Raw genomic sequence first — 16165 nt, 5'->3', positions numbered from 1 at the left:
GTAAAGTCAGCCCTTTCCGACATCGACCGTAGGTCGAACGTAAAAAAGACCAATATCGCGCAGGTGCGGCAGATCCGTTCGAAGCTCTGGGTTTGCTTACGGCCAAAAGCTGACGGTGCCTACGAAGATTGACCGATCCATCATTGTCTATGGAATGCTGACCGACCTAAACCGCGTTTGAGTGGTTTGCTACCATCGACAGCGACAGGCAAGCGTTGGGGAAACGGAAGCTGCGGCCGTAGTCACAGGGGAAACGAAGCAGAGCAAGACGTTGGCGCGCCTGAAAGCGCGCTCTTTCCTTTGTACCGCTATACCCGCGCTCCGAGAATCAAGGAAAGGACTTGGGTATGGCCGAGACAACCACCGACAAGTATTCCGCCGGCGAGCAGGGCTTGGGGTACATCTACCAGGGCCGACTGGCCCTGTATCAGATGCTCCAGTTGCCCGAGAGCACCATCGTCTTTCTGGAGAAGGACGATGATGTGGATTTCGAGGACGGCAATGGCAGTAAGTCGCTCGCCTCGCTCAAGCACAAGGCGGAGGGCGAACGCCTGACCGATTTATCCACGGACTTCTGGAAGTCCGTCCGCATCTGGCTCGCTCGGTACAAGCGCGACGATCGTGCCAAATCAAACCTGCGATTCTTCCTGTTCACGACGGGGAAGGTCAGCACCGATTCGTTTCTGAAACGGTTCCTGCCGGGTGTTGTGTGGAACTCCGATGACGACAAGACATTGCGCGAACTTGCGGAGGATGCACTCGCCAAGTCCAAATCCGCGTCCATCGGCACGATCGCTCGGGAGTTCAACGAACTGACGAAAACCGAGAAAGAAGACTTCCTTGCGCGCATTCAGATTTTCGACCGAAGCCCGCGGATAGGAGACCTTCCGAAGCTGGTAAAGGAAGGCCCGATGCGCATCATCCGGCCTGCGAACCGCGATGCCGTGTTCGAGCGCCTGGAAGGTTGGTGGAACGATCAGGTCATCCGGTTGCTGACCGGCGCAAGGACCGAAGGAATTCCCGGTGACGAGATTTCCGAGAAAATTATCTCCCTGTCCGAGGAATACAAGTCGGACAATCTCCCCATCACATTCCTCGGGAAACAGCCTGCCGAGGGCATCGACACCGACAACGACCCACGCCCATTCGTTCGGCAGCTGCGCGAGATCGGCATCTCCAAAGACCGCATCCACAGCGCGATCCTAGATTTCTACCGGGCGTTTGAGCAACGCTCTGAGTGGGCTCGCGAGAATCTGCTGGTGTCGGGAGAACTCGACAGGTACGAGGATCGACTTGTCGACGAGTGGAGGCGATACAAGGACGTGGTGTTCGAGGAACTTGACGAGAACAGCGCCGAAGACACGCTGAAGCGTGCCGGCAAGGACCTATACAGGTGGGCGGACCTGGAAAGCGGCAAGATCCATTCGTTGCGCATCCGTGAACGGGTCACCGAACCGTATGTCACCCGCGGTTCCTTCCATATCCTTGCCAATGCCACGCCCACACCCCGAATCTACTGGCACCCCCGATTCCTCGAACGTGTCGGCAAGGCGCTGGGGGTTGCCGCATGAGCCTCCAAGAGCAGCGTCCCTTCAAGATTAGGCCCTGGGACCAACGTCCCTTCGAGATACGGAATCTGTTCAATCCAGCGTTCTGCGGGCTGGTGCTATTCCGCGCACTACAAGGCTACGAGGAGGGCGATGCACGAGGCATGCCCTACTCGCTTTCGCTGCTCGTCCTTCCCCTTTGCCTGCACAAGCATTCGCGCGAAGCGTTCGCCGCCGGTTCCCGCAGCTACCTGCTGAAAGTTGCGGAGAAGAACCCGCAGGTACAGGTGGGTTTTGCGGAAAGGGCGACCGCGATGTTGCCCTATGCCTTCGAGGGATTCGGCCTATTGATGGAACGAGGCTGCATCGCCATCGCCGATGACGGCCGCATCCAGACCGTTCCCAAGACGGCGCGCAAGACCATCGACACGAACGGGACCGCCGAAACGATCTCCTGCCAGCGCGTAGCGCGCTTCGTCGGCAAGGAGTTCGCACGCATCGCCGATCGGGTAACCGTCTACACGACCTTCGGAATCCGTCCATGAAGATTAAATCCATCCACATCTACAGCCACGACGGACAACGCCGCGACCTGCAATTCAAGGTCAACGGCCTCAACGTCATCACCGGCAGGTCCTCCACCGGTAAATCGGCTCTGTCCGAAATCATCGAATACTGCATGGGGCGATCCACGTTCAACGTTCCCGAAGGTGTCATCCGCGACAAGGTGGCGTGGTTCGCGGTCATCTACCAGTTCGACGATGAGCAGGTACTGGTCGCCAAACCGACGCCTGGCGGTGGCGGTGCGAGCTGCAGCACCGTGATGTTGCGTCGCGGGCACGATCTGCAGCCCCCTGCGTTCGGCGAGCTGGTTGAGAACTCGGACGACGAAGCCATCGTCAGCCTGCTCTCACGCCTGCTTGGCATCCCCGAGAACCGCACGGATGTCGCCATCGAACACAGCCGCGACAGCTTCGATGCGAACGTCAAACACACCTTTTACTACCTGTTCCAGAAGCAGGGACTGGTCGCGAACAAAGACCAGCTTTTCTACCGGCAGAACGAACCATTTCAGCCGCAGACGATCCGTGACACGCTGCCGATTCTGCTGGGTGTGTCGTCGCACGATCGCTATGAACTCGAAGCCAAGCTGCGCATTGCCCAACGAGATCTCAGGCTCAATACGAAACTGCTGGAACAGGCGCGAGATGCGATCAACACCTCGCACGAGAAGGCGATTAGCCTCTGCTCTGAAGCCAAGACCGTCGGCGTCCTCGATGGCGCCATTGATGGCGCCAATGCCGACGGGATCATCGAAATCCTGCGGACCGCGCTCACGTGGAAACCCGAAAAGGCTCCCAAAGACGACGGCAGTCGAATTTCCGTACTCGAACACGAAATCAAGAGCTTGCGCAAGGACCGTGGCGACGTGCAGAACCGGATCGACGCCGCACGCAGGTTCTCCAAGCGTGCGAGCGGTTACGAGAATGAGGCGACCCAGCAACTGGACCGGCTGTCCTCCATCAAGGCGCTGCCGAAAAATCCTGACACCGGGGAGTGGCAATGGCCGTTCAGCGAGCGGAATCTGGCGCTCGAATCCCCGGTCGCGACGGTATTACTCAACGAACTAAAATCGCTCGATGCAGAACTTCGCATCGCCACCGGCCAGCGCCCCAAGCTCGATGCCTATCAGAAGGAGCTAGACGACGAGTTGGGGGCGGTTGCCGACGCCATCAGAGAAAAGGAAATCGAACTCTCTGCGGCTATAGCGGCGAACGAGTTGATCGCCCAGATGGGCACGCGAAATGCCGCGGCGGCGCGGGTCGTCGGTCGGATCAGCCTGTTCCTTGAAAACCTCGCCCCGGACGAAGAACTCGCCAGGCTCGAAGCCAATCATCGCCGTCTTAAGTCGACGGTCGAAGCCCTGCAGAGCCGGATTGGTGCGGACGACAGCAACGATCGGCTCAATTCCATCCTGAACATCATTTCCACGCAGGTATCCCGGTACATCCGGAAGTTCGAGGCGGAATTCGGTAACTTTCCTGCACGGTTCGACCTGACTAACGTAACGATCGTCATTGACCGCCCCGAACGACCGGTTCCGATGAGTCGCACCGGCGGGGGCGAGAACCATCTGGCGTACCACCTGTCGGCGCTGCTGGCCTTGCATCTGTTCGCGGTCAAGAACAACCGCCCGATTCCACGCTTCCTGCTGATCGATCAACCGACCCAAGTGTATTTCCCTTCCGAACAGGTCTACCAGGAAGCCGACGGTTCGATCCAAAAAACAGAAGCCGATGCCGACCTGGCGGCGGTACGGCGCCTGTTTGATTTGCTCTACAAGTTTACGCAGGAGGACGCGCCCGGCTTCCAGCTGATCGTTACCGAACATGCGAACCTGCGCGAGCAGTGGTTCCAGGATGCGCTCGTGGAACAGCCGTGGACGAAGCCGCCGGCACTGGTCCCCGAGGACTGGCCACCGCAGAAGGCGAATTGATTCATTGTCGTCGTTCAGATCTTCTTGCCGCTGGAGTTCGCAAAATGACCTCCAGCGAGGTTGAAACGCCTGATGTGCCTGTCGCTCCAAGGAACGGATCTCCATCGAAAGGCGGTTAAAGGATGACCCCCAAGACAAGAGCGGTCACTGCGCTCATCGCCGCCATGCTGGCGTTGGTGGCGGGGGCATACGCCTCCGGTTGGCTCGTGCTGGCTCTAATCCATGTACACGCTCCGTTGAATGGCGGGACTTATTGGCGCTACTACGCCGCACTTCATCATCCTTCCTTTCTGCCCTATGCGACGGCCATCAAGGTGGCCGGGATCGCAGGTTTTGGGGTACCCATGCTGGTCTGGCTGGGGTTGCTATATGGCCTGTTCCGGCCCCAACGGCGCTCGGCCCATGGTGATGCGAGGTTCGCCAGTCGCGCGGATCTTTCCCGCCTCGGCCTGCTCAGGGACGACCCCACCGCCATCATCGTAGGCAAGCTGGGAGGCTCGTTTCTGCGTCTTGGTGGTACGCGTCACGCGTTGCTGGCCGCCCCCACGCGAAGCGGCAAGGGTGTAGGAGCGGTCATTCCGAACCTGCTCAATTACCAGGGTTCGATGGTCGTGCTCGACATCAAGCAGGAAGCGTTCGACATCACCTCGAAATGGCGCTCGAAGCTGGGGCCCGCGTATTTGTTCAACCCGTTTGCGGAAGACTTGCATACCCATCGCTGGAACCCGTTTGCCTACGTGCGCACCGATGCTGTCCACCGCACGTCGGACCTGCAGGCCATCGCCGACTGCCTGTACAAGGACCCACCCAACCAGGACCCGTTCTGGACGAACATGGCGCGCTCGACCTTCGTCGCTGCTGCGGGCCTGTTGTTCGATTCCTGGGCGGACGGCGTCAGCAAAGGGTTCGGCAAAGAGGACGGTTATCCCACGCTCGGCGCCATTTACCGGCTGCTTTCGGGCGACGGCAAAGACCTGAAGGTTTACTTGAAATCGTTGCTGGGGCTTTCGCACGTCAGCCACGACACACGTACCGCCTTTGCCAACATCACTGCGCTCGCCGAGCAGACCTTCACCTCGGTGATCGCCAGTGCGCAGGCGCCTCTGCTCATCATGGCCAACCCCATCCTGGACATGGCCACGTCAGGCAACGACTTCTGGTTGCCGGACCTGCGCCGGAGAGTCCAGTCCATCTACGTGGGTATCTCCCCAAGCAAGCTCACCGAGGCGGCCGGCCTCCTGAACCTGTTCTTCAACCAGGCCATCAAGCTCAACGTCGACGCCACACCTGATAAAGATCCTTCGCTCCGGCACCAGTGCCTGTTCCTGCTGGACGAGTTCACCGCGCTGGGGCGGATGGACCTCATGGTCGACGGTGTCGCTTACTTCGCCGGGTACAACGTGCGCGTCTTCTGCGTCATCCAGTCGCTCTCGCAACTGGATGCCGTATACGGCGCGGAGAAAGCCCGCAGCATGGTCACCAACCTGGCCTGCCAGGTCATCTACACGCCTCGCGAGCAGCGGGACGCCAACGAGTACAGCGAGATGCTCGGCTATACCACCGAGCGCAGGCGCCAGCGCACGCGTTCCAGGGGCGGTTTCGGCCAGGGCAGCAGCTTGTCCTATGCCGAGGTAGAGGAGAAGCGTGCGTTGATGCTGCCGCAGGAGTTGAAAGCGCTCGATCCCAGGAAGGAGATCGTATTCATCGAAGGCACGCCGCACCCGATCCTCTGCAACAAGATCCGCTACTACGAGGATGGCTACTTCAAGCCTCGACTCCTGGGCGCCTCGGGAGTGCCCCGGCTGGAAACGGAACAACGCCGGCCGGCGCCCGCGGTCTTTGGCTAGCCCGCCGGGCTCGCGCTATACCGGATACGGCTGGCCAGGGCATCGAACAACTCGGCGGGCAGCTCGGCCCGCACCGGCACCCGCCACCACCCCGGCTGCGCGAAGCGGCGGCACTTGATGGCGTCCTTGTCGGTCATCAGTACCGGAAGGTCGTCGCCCAGGTTGAAGTCGGCGGGGACGAAGGCGTGGTGGTCGGGGAAGGCGTGTTCGACCGGCAGGATGCCGTAGGCGCGCAGGCTGTCGAAGAAGCGGGCGGGATGGCCGATGGCGGCCACGGCGTGCACGCGCTGGCCGGTGAAGGCGGTCAGCGGCTGGCAGGTGTCGTCGGTGAGCGAGCAGGCTTCGCCGCCGGTCAGCTTCATGGGATAGGCGCCCATGCGTTCGCCGCCGTTGCATACGCGGATGTCCGCGGTGGCCAGGCGCATCAGCGGTTCGCGCAGCGGGCCGGCCGGCAGCAGGCGGCCGTTGCCGAAGCCGCGCACGGCGTCGATCACGCACACCTCCACGTCGCGGGCGAGGCGATAGTGCTGCAGGCCGTCGTCGGCGATGACCACGTCGCAGCCGGCGGCGATCAGCAGGCGCGCGGCGGCGGGACGATCGCGGCCCACCGCCACCGGAATGCCCTGGCTGCGGATCAGGCTGGGTTCGTCGCCGACCTGTTGCGGGCTGGGTTTGTCGTCGAGCAGCAGCGGCTCGCGCTGGCGACCGCCGTAGCCGCGGCTGACCACGCCGGGGTTGAAGCCGCGCTCGCGCAGCCCCTGCGCGACGGCGATGGCGAGCGGCGTCTTGCCGGTGCCGCCGGCGGTGATGTTGCCGATGACGATGACCGGTACCGGCAAGCGCACGCTGCGCCGCCAGCCGCGCCGGTACAGCGTGCGGCGCAGGCCGGTCACGCCGGCGTAGAGCCAGGACAGCGGATACGTCCACCCCGGCGTGCGGCCATCGCCATACCAGGCTTGTTCGAGCTTCTGCGCTAGCGCCATGACGACGCCTCAGCCTTCTTCCTGCTCGTGGAACTGCATGCGGTGCAACGCGGCGTACTGACCGCCCAAGGCTATCAACTCGGCGTGAGTGCCGCGTTCAATGATGCGGCCCTGGTCCATCACGGCGATCTGGTCGGCGCGTTCGATGGTGGAGAGCCGGTGCGCGATCACCAGCGTGGTGCGGTCGCGCATCAGGTGCTGCAGGGCCTGCTGGATCAGGCGTTCGGATTCGGTGTCCAGCGCGCTGGTGGCCTCGTCCAGCACCAGGATCGGCGCGTTCTTGAGGATCGCGCGGGCGATCGCAAGGCGCTGGCGCTGGCCGCCGGAGAGCATGCCGCCGCCCTGCCCGATCGGGCTGTGGATGCCCTGCGGCATGCGCTCGATGAATTCCATCGCATTGGCCGCTTCGGCCGCGGCGACGATCTCCGCGTCGCTGGCGCCGGCCAGCTCGCCGTAGGCGATGTTCTGGGCGATGGTGCCGTCGAACAGCACCACGCTCTGCCCCACCCAGCCGATCTGCCGGCGCAGCGAGGCCAGGGTGTAGTCGCGGTAGTCCTGCCCGTCGAGCACGATGCGCCCGTCGCTGGGTTCCTGGAAGCGCGGCAGCAGGCTGACCAGGGTGCTCTTGCCGCTGCCGGAGCGGCCGACCAGCGCGGTGACGGTGCCGGGAGCGCAATGCAGGTCGACGCCGCGCAGGGCTTCGGTCTCGCTGCGCGGGTACTGCAGGCGGATGCCCTCGAAACGCAGGTCGCCGCGGGTGCGGTCGAGTTCCAGCCGGCCGGTGTCCTGCTCCGGCGGCAGGTCGATCACCTCGAACAGGTCCTCGGCCGCGGAGAGGCCGCGCTGGATGGTGCCCTGCACGTTCGCCAGCCGCTTGAGCGAGGGCATCATCGCGCCCATCGCCGTCAGCACGGTGACGAACACGCCGGGCGAAATGCCGTCGATCACCTGCGGCCGAGTCGCCAGGTACACCAGCAGCGCGAGCGCCAGCGCGGCGACGGTCTGGATGGCCGTGCTCGAGCTGGCGGCGGTCGTGGCGATCTTCATGTTGAGGCGGCGCGCGCGATGCGACACGTCGGCGAAGCGGGCAGCCTCATGCTGCTGGCCGCCGTAGACGCGCACTTCGCGGTGCGCGTGGACCGACTCGTCCACCGCCCCGGTCACCGTGCCCATCGAACCCTGGATGCGCCGGCTGATCTGCCGGTAGCGCCGGCTCACCATGGTGGCGACCAGCGCGATGCCCGGTGCCATCATCAGCAGCGTGAGCGACAGGTAGGCGCTGTTGCTGAGCATCACGTACAGCATGCCGATGACGGTGACGCCTTCGGTCACCACCACCTTCAACGCGTCCGTGGACGCCGCGGCCACCTGCTCGCTGGTGTAGGTGATGCGGGAGATCTGCTGGCCGGAAGGCTCGTTGCCGAAAAACGCGGCCGGCAGCCGCAGGTAGGCACCGAAGACGTCCGCCTGCATCGCCTGCACGACGTTGCGGCCCACGTAGGAGATGCCGTAGCTGCTGATGAAGGTGCCGATGCCGCGCACGGCGAAGATGCCCACGATCCAGATCGGCATCCAGAAGATCAGGTACGGATCCTTCTTCGCGAACAGGTCGTCGATCATTGGCCGCAGCTTCTGCGTGAACGCCGCCAGCGCGCCGCCGTCGAGGGCCATGCCCAGGATCGCAACCACGCCGATGACCCACCAGCGCCGCGTGTAGCCGAGCAGCCGCTTGTAGACGCGCAGGGTCTGGGCGTCCCAGATGCCCACCTTGCGGTGGGCCATCAACGCGACGGCTCCTGGCTGGGCGTGGTGGCGATCGACAGGTGCGTGAAGCCGAGCTGGCCGAGCGCGTCCATCGCGGTGACCACGTTCTGGTGCGGCGTCTGCGCGTCGGCGCGGATGGTGACCGTGCGGTCGCGATCGTTGCCGGCCGCGCGTGCGATGGCCTGCTTGAGCGGCTCGACGCCCTGCCCCATCACCTCGTCGCTGCCCACGTAGCTGCGGCCGTCGCGGTCGATCATCACGGTGAGCGCCGGGGCCTGCATGTCGCGGTCCTCGGCGCTGGCCTGCGGCAGCGTGACCTGCAGGCGCGAGTGCTGCACGAAGGTGGTGGTCAGCACGAAGAACATCAGCAACGTCAGCAGCACGTCGATCAGCGAGATCACGTTGATCTCGAAATCGTCCTGCCGACGGTCGGAACCGATACGCATGCCGTGCCTCAGCCTGCGTTGCCGGCGGCAGCCGCCGCCGTGCGGCGCGGACGCGCCACCGGCGCCGCGGTGCCGGTCAGGTCATCCAGCAGCGCGGTGGCCTGCTTTTCCATGTCGATGCAGTAGCCGGCCACCTTGGAGCGGAAGTAGCGGTGCAGCACGTAGGCCGGGATCGCCACCACCAGGCCGCTGGCGGTGCAGATCAGCGCCTCGCCGATGCCGCCGGCCATCTTGGTCGGGTCGGCCATGCCGCCGCCCATCACCTGCATGAACATGCGGATCAGGCCGATCACCGTGCCGAGCAGGCCCAGCAGCGGGCCGATCAGCGCAATGGTGCCGAGCGTGTTGAGGTAGCGCTCCATGCGGTGCACGACGTGGCGGCCGGTGTCCTCGATGCGCTCCTTGATCTGATCGCGCGGACGGTTGCGCACGGCCAGCGCGCCGGCCAGCAGTTCGCCCAGCGGCGAGCCGTTGGCGAGGGCATCCAGGTGAGCCGGATCGAGCTGCCCGCTGCGCGCCCACTGGCGCACTTCGTCACCCAGCCCGTCGGGCAGCACGGCCTTGCGGCGCAGGGTCCACCACCGCTCCAGCACGATGGCCAGGGCCACCGCCGAACAGATCAGGATGGGCAGCATCGCCCACCCGCCAGCCATCAGAATTTCAAGCACTGCCCAACTCCCGCCAGGGGCTACTTCTTGTGGAGAGGCCGCATCATAGCAGTCCCTTCACATCGTTCCGCGGTGCGCTTGGCAGTTGCAAAAACGGCTGTTTCACTCGCGCCAGTAGCGCGGATGGCGCTGGCGCCAGGTGGCGGTGACGGCGGGCTCGGCGGCAGGCGGCAAATCGATCTCGACGGCGCCGCGCGTGGCGGTGTCCAGCAGCGGCACGCCCGCCTCCGCGTAGCGCCGCACCACCAGCGGATGCGGATGGCCGAAGCGGTTGTGCCAGCCGGCCGAGACCACCGCCAGCCGGGGCGCGATCGCGGCGATGAACGATGGTGCGGACGAATGTCGGCTGCCGTGGTGCGGCACCACCAGCACGGTCGGCCGCGCAGGCCCGATGGCTGCAGCCACGGCTGGCTCCACCTCGCTGCTGATGTCGCCGGTGAGCAGCAGGCGCCCGCCCGCACCATCCACGGCCAGCACGCAGGAGCGGTCGTTGCGCTGGCCGGTAGCCCGCGGACCTGGCGACAGTACGCGGAAGAGCACGCCGTCCCAGCGCCACGCCTGCCCTGCACGGCACGCCTGCATCGGCAGCGGCATGCGGGACGGCTCGCCCGCGTAGCGCGCGGCACGCGGGAAGGCCTTGGCCACGGCGGACGCGCCGCCGGCGTGGTCGTTGTCGGCGTGGCTGATCATCAGCAAGTCCAGGCGGTCGATGCCCAGCGCGTGCAGTGCCGGCACCACCACCGCCTCGCCAAGGTCGAAGCCGGATGGGTAGCTCGCGCCGGCGTCGTAGACCAGTGCATGCCGGTGGGTGCGCACCACCACCGAGAGTCCCTGCCCCACGTCCAGCACCCAGGCCTGGAAACCGCCCTCCGCCGGCGGCCGCGCCACCGGCCAGACCAACGGCAGGAACAGCAACAGGCCGAGCGCACGCAACGGCAGACCGCGCGGGGCGAACAGCCACAGCGCCCCCAGCATGGCCAGCAGCAGCGCCCAGGGCGCCACCTCGGACAGGTACCAGTGCGCGCCGGGCCAACCCGCCATCCGTTCGAGCAGCCACCATTGGGCGTGCGCGAGGATGGCGGCCAGCTTCAGCACGGGCGTCGCCGCCCATGGCGCCAGCAGAAGCAGCAGCATGGCCAGCAGCGCGCACGGCACGATCACGAAGCTGACGAACGGCACCGCGACGAGGTTCGACAGCGCCCCGACCAGCGAAGCCTCGCCGAAGAACCACAGGCTCAACGGCAGCAGCGCCACCGTCATCACCAGTTGCCCGGCCGACAGCTCGTGCAGGAAACCGCGCAGGCCGCGCGGCCGGGCGTCCAGGCAAAGCATCAGGAAGGCCACGCCCACGAACGACAGCCAGAAGCCGGCCGACAGCACGGCCAGCGGATCGGCCAGCAGCATGGCCACCAGCGCCAGGCCCAGGGTCTGCGCGCCGCCGATCGCGCGCCGTTGGCAACGGGCCAGCGCGACCACGGCGATCATCAGCAGCGTGCGGACCGTGGGTAGCCCGAAACCCGCCAGTGCGCCGTACAGGCCGGCCGCCAGCAAGGCCGTGGCGGCCTGCGCCGGCAGGCGCGGCAGCCGCAGGCTCAGGCCCGGCCAGAGCAGGTAGAGCAGGCGCACCAGCGCGACGCCGAACAAGGCGGCCACGCCTACATGGAAGCCGGAGATGGCGATCAGGTGCGGCACGCCGTTGGCTCGGGCGACCTCCCAGTCGTCCTGGTCCAGGCCGCGGGTATCGCCGATGGAGAACGCTTGCAGCAGCGCGGCGTCGTGGGGATCGCTGACAATGGCCGCGATGTCGCGGGCGATCCGGTCGCGCAGGCCATCGACGCAACGGCCTTGTTGCAGCAAGCGATTGACGCCGTCCCCGCGCACGTACCCGGTGGCGGCGATGCGCTTCTCCAGCGCGCTACGCTCGCCATCGAAGCTGCCCGGGTCGAGCAAACCGCGCGGCCGGCGCAAGCGAACGTGCAGCCGCCAGCGTGAGCAGGCCGGCAGCGCCGGTGCATCATCGTACCAGCTAAGGCGCACGTGGCCGCTTAGCGGCACCCGCCGACCATCAAGCGTGGCATGGTCGACGTCCAGCACGAAGCGGGTCGCGTCGCTGCGCACCTGCGGCAGGCCGGACAGCGTGCCGGTCACGTCGAAGTCGCGGCGTTCCAGGTCGCGCGGCAGGCGCAGGTCAAGTGCGAGCGTGCCACGCCACACCGCCCATGCCGCGCCCAACAACACCAGCGCCGGCAGGCGCAGGTGCGGCCAGCGCAGGCTGGCCCACAGGACGATCAGGCCCGGCAGCGCAGACCATGCCGGCGGCGGCAAGGATGGCAGCCATTGCACTGCGGCCACGCCGAGCAGAAACGCCACGCCGGCTGCCGCCGCGCCGGGCATCCGTGCCTCGTGCATTCCACCCTCCCATGGCGAAGGCCCAGCCTAATGGGTGATGGCCGTCTGGGTGGCTGAAATGTGTGTAGGGATCGGCTGGCCTGAGGCAAGGCTGCCCCATCCGCCCTTCGGGCACCTTTCCCCGGGGAACGGGGAAAGGATCGGTAGTGCATGGCTGCCTTGTCCGTACACGAGGAACCATCCGTCGTCCCGCGCAGCCCTCACTCGCCCTCGATACGCGCGGTTCCCTATCCTTCCCCCGCCTGCGGGGGAAGGTGCCCGAAGGGCGGATGGGGGGAAAGCTTGCCTCAAAGCGACGCGGCGCGCGCCTTTTCCTGCAACACGCCGTTGTGCAGCTCCAGCGTGCGATCCATCTTCGCCGCCAGGCGGTGGTCGTGCGTGACCAGGATGAAGCTGGTGCCGACCTCGCGGTTGAGCTCGAGCATCAGCTCGTAGACCTGGGCCGCATTGCCCTCGTCGAGATTGCCGGTCGGCTCGTCGCCGAGCACACAGGCCGGCCGCGTGACCAGCGCGCGCGCCACTGCGCAGCGCTGGCGCTCGCCGCCGGAAAGCTCCGCCGGCTTGTGCTCCTCGCGCTGGCCCAGGCCCACCCGCTCCAGCAGCACGCGCGCCTGGCGCTGCGCTTCGTTGATGGACACGCCGCGGATCAGAAGCGGCATGCACACGTTTTCCAGCGCGGTGAACTCGGGCAGCAGGTGGTGGAACTGGTAGATGAAACCCATCGAGCGGTTGCGCACGCGCCCGCGCTCGGCGTCGGAAAGCTTCGACAGGATGCGGCCTTCAACCTCCACCTCGCCACGAGTCAGCGTATCCAGCCCGCCGATGATGTGCAGCAGCGTGCTCTTGCCCGATCCGGAGGCGCCGACGATCGCCAGCGTCTCGCCGCGTTTGAGGCTGAAGTTGACGTCGGTCAGCACCTCGGTCTTGAGGTCGCCTTCCTCGTAGGTCTTGGCGATTCCGCTGGCGCGCAACACGATGTTCTTGTCCATGGTCAAAGGCTTATTCATAGCGCAGCGCCTGCGCCGGCTGCGTGCGCGAGGCGCGCCACGCGGGATAGAGCGTCGCCAGCAGCGAGAACACGAAGGTGACCAGCGTGACCCAGCCTACGTCGCTGGCGACCAGCTTGCTGGGCACTTCGCTGATGTAATAGACGTCCGGCGAAAGGAAGACGACGCCGGTGACGTGCTCGATCCACTTGACGATCGCCGGCAATTTCCAGGACAGCAGCGAGCCGAGCCCGACGCCGAAGCCGATGCCGACGACGCCCACCAGCACGCCCTGCACCATGAACATCGCCATGATGCTGCGCGGCGTCGAGCCCAGCGTGCGCAGGATCGCGATGTCCGCCTGCTTGTCGGTGACCAGCATCATCAGCATCGAGATCAGATTGATCACCGCCACCAGGATGATCAGCGACAGGATGATGAACATCACGTGTTTCTCCATCGAGATCGCGGAGAAGAAGTTGGCGTGACTCTCCATCCAGGTCTCGACGACGTAGAACTGGCCCAACGCGTTGGCCAGTTGCTTCGCCACGGGGCCGGCGTTGAACAGGTCGTCCAGCTTGAGGCGGATGCCGGTCGGCCCGTCCAGGCTGCCCAGTTTCTCGGCGTCGCGCATGTTGACCAGCGCCAGGCCCGAGTCGAACTCCTGCATGCCCAGCTCGAAAATGCCCACCACGTGGAAGCCGCGCAGGCGCGGCACGCTGCCCATCGGGGTGGCGCGGAATTCGGGCACCGCCATCGTCACGCGGTCGCCCACCGTCACGCCCAGCGTCAGCGCCAGTTCCTTGCCCAACACGATGTTCCAGCTGTCGGGCTTGAGCTCGTCGAGGCTGCCCTCGACCATGTGCGTGTTGATGTCGGAAACCTTCGGCTCCTGGCTGGGCTCGACGCCACGCACCATCGCACCGCTGGGCCGGCGCGCCTGCAGGAAGGCTTCCATCTCGACGTAGGGCGCGGCGCCCTTCACGTGCGGGTTGGCCTCGGCGATCTTCACCGCGCGCGGCCAGTCGCGCACCGCCTCGCCGGGCAGGCCCGAGACGGTGGCGTGCGAGATCGCGCCCAGGATGCGCGAGCGCAGCTGATAGTCGAAGCCGTTCATCACCGACATCACCGTGATCAACGCCATGACGCTGATGGCGATGCAGACGATCGAAATGGTGGAGATGAACGAGATGAACTGGTTGCGGCGCTTGGCGCGCGTGTAGCGCAGGCCGATGAACAGTTCGAGCGGTCGGAACATGGGCGGTCGCTTCTTCCAGTCTAGGGGCGGGCCCGCCCTGTCGGAGCATTATCGGGTATTCGCTCGGACCGTGCCCATGAGGAAAAGTGCCGCGCGGGCCGCAGCAGTGCTACACGGTGTCGCTGGCGAGAGATCTCACGGCCAGGCGCATGCGCAGGCGACGGCGGATGTCGGCGTCGCTGTTGTCGGGCGCCAACAGCAGCGTTTCCGTGGCGTGGTCCGTTTTCAGCCGCAACAGCACGCACGTGCCGACGATGCGGTGGGAGAGCAGTGTGGCCGGAAGCTGGCTGCGGTCGGCACGGTAGAGGGTCCAGCCGTCGGCGCCGTACCCGATGCCCGCGACGCGCGATCGCCGTGCGCGGCGAACGGCGGGGATCGCCAGCGCCAGGGTGCCGGCCATCAGCGCGAGCTTGAGCCCGAGCGGCGCTCCGCACACGGCGATGGCGACCAGCGAAAGGGCGGCGGCGATGGCCAACAGTCGGGCCGGCAGGCGCGAGGGCCGGTAGTCAAAGCCGATGGCGGGCGCGGATGTCATCGATGATCGCCTGCCAGTCGGCGCGCGGGGCCGGCGCATGTCCCATGATCCAGTCCCACAGGTCCGGGTCCTGGGTGTCGAGCAGTTCGTCGAAGGCCTGTTGCGTCGCCGGGTCGGCACCGGCGAAGCGCTCGTCCAGCCAGCCGCCCAGCAAGGCGTCGAGTTCGCGTGTACCGCGACGGGCACGCCAACGCAGGCGGGAGAGACTCATGCAGATGCATCGCCCTTGGCACCCTCTCCCCTTTGGGGAGAGGGTTGGGGTGAAGGGCGAGGCTCGCTGGAGAGGCCGGGTAAAGCCTCAACGCGCTTTACCGGATGTCCGAAAGGGGCGCGCTTCATGTGGCTTGGCTGCATGGCGACGGCCCCGATGGAAATTTGTGGCAAGAGTGGCCCCTCACCCCGGCCCTCTCCCCGGAGGGGAGAGGGAGCTAAAAGCATCGCTTACGAACGGCGCTCGACCATCAGCTTCTTGATTTCCGCGATCGCCTTGGCGGGATTGAGTCCCTTCGGGCAGGTGCGCGCGCAGTTCATGATGGTGTGGCAGCGGTAGAGCTTGAACGGGTCTTCGAGGTCGTCCAGGCGCTCGCCGGTGGCCTCGTCGCGGCTGTCGGCGATCCAGCGGTAGGCCTGCAGCAGGATGGCCGGACCGAGGTAGCGGTCACCGTTCCACCAATAGCTCGGGCAACTGGTCGAGCAGCAGGCGCACAAGATGCACTCGTAGTAGCCGTCGAGCTGCTTGCGGTCTTCCGGCGACTGCAGGCGCTCGCGCGCCGGCGCCGGGCTCTGCGTGCGGATCCACGGCTTGATCGAGGCGTACTGGGCGTAGAAGTGCGTGAGGTCCGGCACCAGATCCTTGACCACCGGCATGTGCGGCAGCGGGTAGATCTTCACCTCGCCCGAGGCGCAGTCGTCGATCGCCTTGGTGCAGGCCAGCGTGTTGGTGCCGTCGATGTTCATCGCGCACGAACCGCAGATGCCTTCGCGACAGGAGCGGCGCAGCGTGAGCGTCGGGTCGATCTCGTTCTTGATCTTCAGCAGTGCGTCCAGAACCATCGGACCGCACGCGGCCATGTCGACCTCGTAGGTGTCGATGCGCGGATTCTGGTCGTCGTCCGGGCTCCAGCGGTACACCTTGAAGGTACGCGGCTTCTTGGCGTCCTTCGCCGGGTAATGCTTGCCGGACTGGATCTTGGAATTCTTCGGTAGCGTGAACTCTGCCACGATG

At 65.7% G+C, this 16165-nt stretch carries 14 protein-coding genes; 4 read left to right on the top strand and 10 right to left on the bottom strand.

Features of this window, described 5'->3' with window-relative positions; genetic code table 11:
- Positions 1-347: 347 nt before the first annotated feature.
- The 4 genes from AAIL17_RS08705 to AAIL17_RS08690 all read left to right on the top strand — a co-directional run bounded on the left by AAIL17_RS08705 (position 348) and on the right by AAIL17_RS08690 (position 5891).
- Positions 348-1571: an ABC-three component system protein gene (locus AAIL17_RS08705; protein ID WP_424682434.1), complete on the top strand. Its 1224-nt coding sequence runs from the start codon at positions 348-350 to the stop codon at positions 1569-1571.
- A complete protein-coding gene (locus AAIL17_RS08700) occupies positions 1568-2092 on the top strand; it encodes a three component ABC system middle component (RefSeq protein WP_424682433.1) in 525 nt (174 codons plus the stop codon). The genes AAIL17_RS08705 and AAIL17_RS08700 overlap by 4 nt, the downstream gene beginning before the upstream one ends.
- The gene (locus AAIL17_RS08695; RefSeq protein ID WP_424682432.1) at positions 2089-4044 is read left to right on the top strand and encodes a DUF3732 domain-containing protein; all 1956 of its coding nucleotides are present in this window, start codon (positions 2089-2091) and stop codon (positions 4042-4044) included. Before AAIL17_RS08700 ends, AAIL17_RS08695 begins: the two co-directional genes overlap by 4 nt.
- A 122-nt stretch (positions 4045-4166) precedes the next feature.
- Entirely contained in the window at positions 4167-5891 is a 1725-nt protein-coding gene (locus AAIL17_RS08690) for a type IV secretory system conjugative DNA transfer family protein (protein ID WP_424682431.1), read from the top strand.
- Here the strand turns inward: AAIL17_RS08690 and lpxK are convergent.
- From lpxK to AAIL17_RS08640, 10 genes are all read right to left on the bottom strand, one after another.
- Positions 5888-6874: a tetraacyldisaccharide 4'-kinase gene (lpxK, locus tag AAIL17_RS08685; protein WP_424682430.1), complete on the bottom strand. Its 987-nt coding sequence runs from the start codon at positions 6872-6874 to the stop codon at positions 5888-5890. The genes AAIL17_RS08690 and lpxK overlap by 4 nt on opposite strands.
- 9 nt (positions 6875-6883) lie before the next feature.
- Positions 6884-8656, bottom strand: coding sequence for a lipid A export permease/ATP-binding protein MsbA (gene msbA, locus AAIL17_RS08680; RefSeq protein WP_424682429.1), 1773 nt, complete (start codon positions 8654-8656; stop codon positions 6884-6886).
- Positions 8656-9084 carry an ExbD/TolR family protein gene (locus tag AAIL17_RS08675; protein WP_424682428.1) on the bottom strand — a complete coding sequence of 143 codons (429 nt, stop codon included), beginning with the start codon at positions 9082-9084 and terminating at the stop codon, positions 8656-8658. The genes msbA and AAIL17_RS08675 overlap by 1 nt, the downstream gene beginning before the upstream one ends.
- Before the next feature lie 8 nt (positions 9085-9092).
- On the bottom strand, positions 9093-9737 hold the full coding sequence (locus tag AAIL17_RS08670; RefSeq protein WP_424682453.1) for a MotA/TolQ/ExbB proton channel family protein: 645 nt from the start codon (positions 9735-9737) through the stop codon (positions 9093-9095).
- 117 nt (positions 9738-9854) lie between these two features.
- On the bottom strand, positions 9855-12161 hold the full coding sequence (locus AAIL17_RS08665; RefSeq protein WP_424682427.1) for a DNA internalization-related competence protein ComEC/Rec2: 2307 nt from the start codon (positions 12159-12161) through the stop codon (positions 9855-9857).
- 287 nt (positions 12162-12448) lie between these two features.
- The gene (lolD, locus tag AAIL17_RS08660; RefSeq protein ID WP_424682426.1) at positions 12449-13168 is read right to left on the bottom strand and encodes a lipoprotein-releasing ABC transporter ATP-binding protein LolD; all 720 of its coding nucleotides are present in this window, start codon (positions 13166-13168) and stop codon (positions 12449-12451) included.
- Positions 13161-14405: a lipoprotein-releasing ABC transporter permease subunit gene (locus AAIL17_RS08655; protein WP_424682425.1), complete on the bottom strand. Its 1245-nt coding sequence runs from the start codon at positions 14403-14405 to the stop codon at positions 13161-13163. The genes lolD and AAIL17_RS08655 overlap by 8 nt, the downstream gene beginning before the upstream one ends.
- Positions 14406-14514: 109 nt before the next feature.
- Positions 14515-14940: a protein YgfX gene (locus AAIL17_RS08650; RefSeq protein ID WP_424682424.1), complete on the bottom strand. Its 426-nt coding sequence runs from the start codon at positions 14938-14940 to the stop codon at positions 14515-14517.
- A complete protein-coding gene (locus tag AAIL17_RS08645; protein WP_424682423.1) occupies positions 14912-15151 on the bottom strand; it encodes a succinate dehydrogenase assembly factor 2 in 240 nt (79 codons plus the stop codon). The genes AAIL17_RS08650 and AAIL17_RS08645 overlap by 29 nt, the downstream gene beginning before the upstream one ends.
- A 230-nt stretch (positions 15152-15381) precedes the next feature.
- Positions 15382-16161, bottom strand: coding sequence for a succinate dehydrogenase iron-sulfur subunit (locus AAIL17_RS08640; protein ID WP_424682422.1), 780 nt, complete (start codon positions 16159-16161; stop codon positions 15382-15384).
- Positions 16162-16165: the final 4 nt, after the last annotated feature.

Source organism: Frateuria sp. YIM B11624, from assembly GCF_049727805.1.
Taxonomy (GTDB): Bacteria; Pseudomonadota; Gammaproteobacteria; order Xanthomonadales; family Rhodanobacteraceae; genus Frateuria_A.
This window is presented reverse-complemented; position numbering and strand designations above follow the sequence as displayed.